This is a genomic window from Enterorhabdus sp. P55 (assembly GCF_009911695.1).
In the GTDB taxonomy this organism is placed as follows: Bacteria; Actinomycetota; Coriobacteriia; order Coriobacteriales; family Eggerthellaceae; genus Enterorhabdus.
The window spans coordinates 1-509 of the sequence record NZ_QWKK01000326.1 but is presented as its reverse complement, the minus strand read 5'-3'; the positions used below and the strand labels follow the sequence as shown (position 1 = coordinate 509).

Sequence of the window (509 nt, the reverse complement as noted above, 5' to 3'; positions counted from 1 at the left end):
TACGTACCATAGTCTCCAAGGTCACCTGTTCCTGCACGATAGGTAATATTTGCTGGTAATTTAAACTCAAAATAATCTCCAGCTTTAACACTATAGTCATCCTTTAGTTCATTAGGTATTGACCAATAATAGGCTAATGATACATTTGTATCAGCTGTGACATCTGCTGCACTAACCTCATTATTGCTTGGATCTGTAAATTTAATATCTGCTTTATTTATAATAGTGCCGTTAGAACTATCAGGTAAGTAACTACTAATATCATTTGCTTGCTTATCCTGAGTTGTTGCTTTTGTTACACTTTTTTTAGTATCTGATTTTGTACTAACTTCACTTTTTGAAGTTATACTTGTGCTTGATGTTGTACTAACTTCACTTTTTGAAGTTATACTTGTGCTTGATGTTGTACTCGTACTAGTAGTTACTTTTTGTTCAGAACTACTAGTAGATGAAGATAATGTCTTGTTCTGCTTTGCAGCGACATCAACGTTTGCTGTTAATTGACCATT

Annotated in this window: 1 protein-coding gene; it reads right to left on the bottom strand. The window is 33.6% G+C overall.

The window, feature by feature from the left end:
* A partial coding sequence (locus D1643_RS11490) for a hypothetical protein (protein ID WP_201751132.1) occupies positions 1-509 on the bottom strand: 509 nt, incomplete at both ends.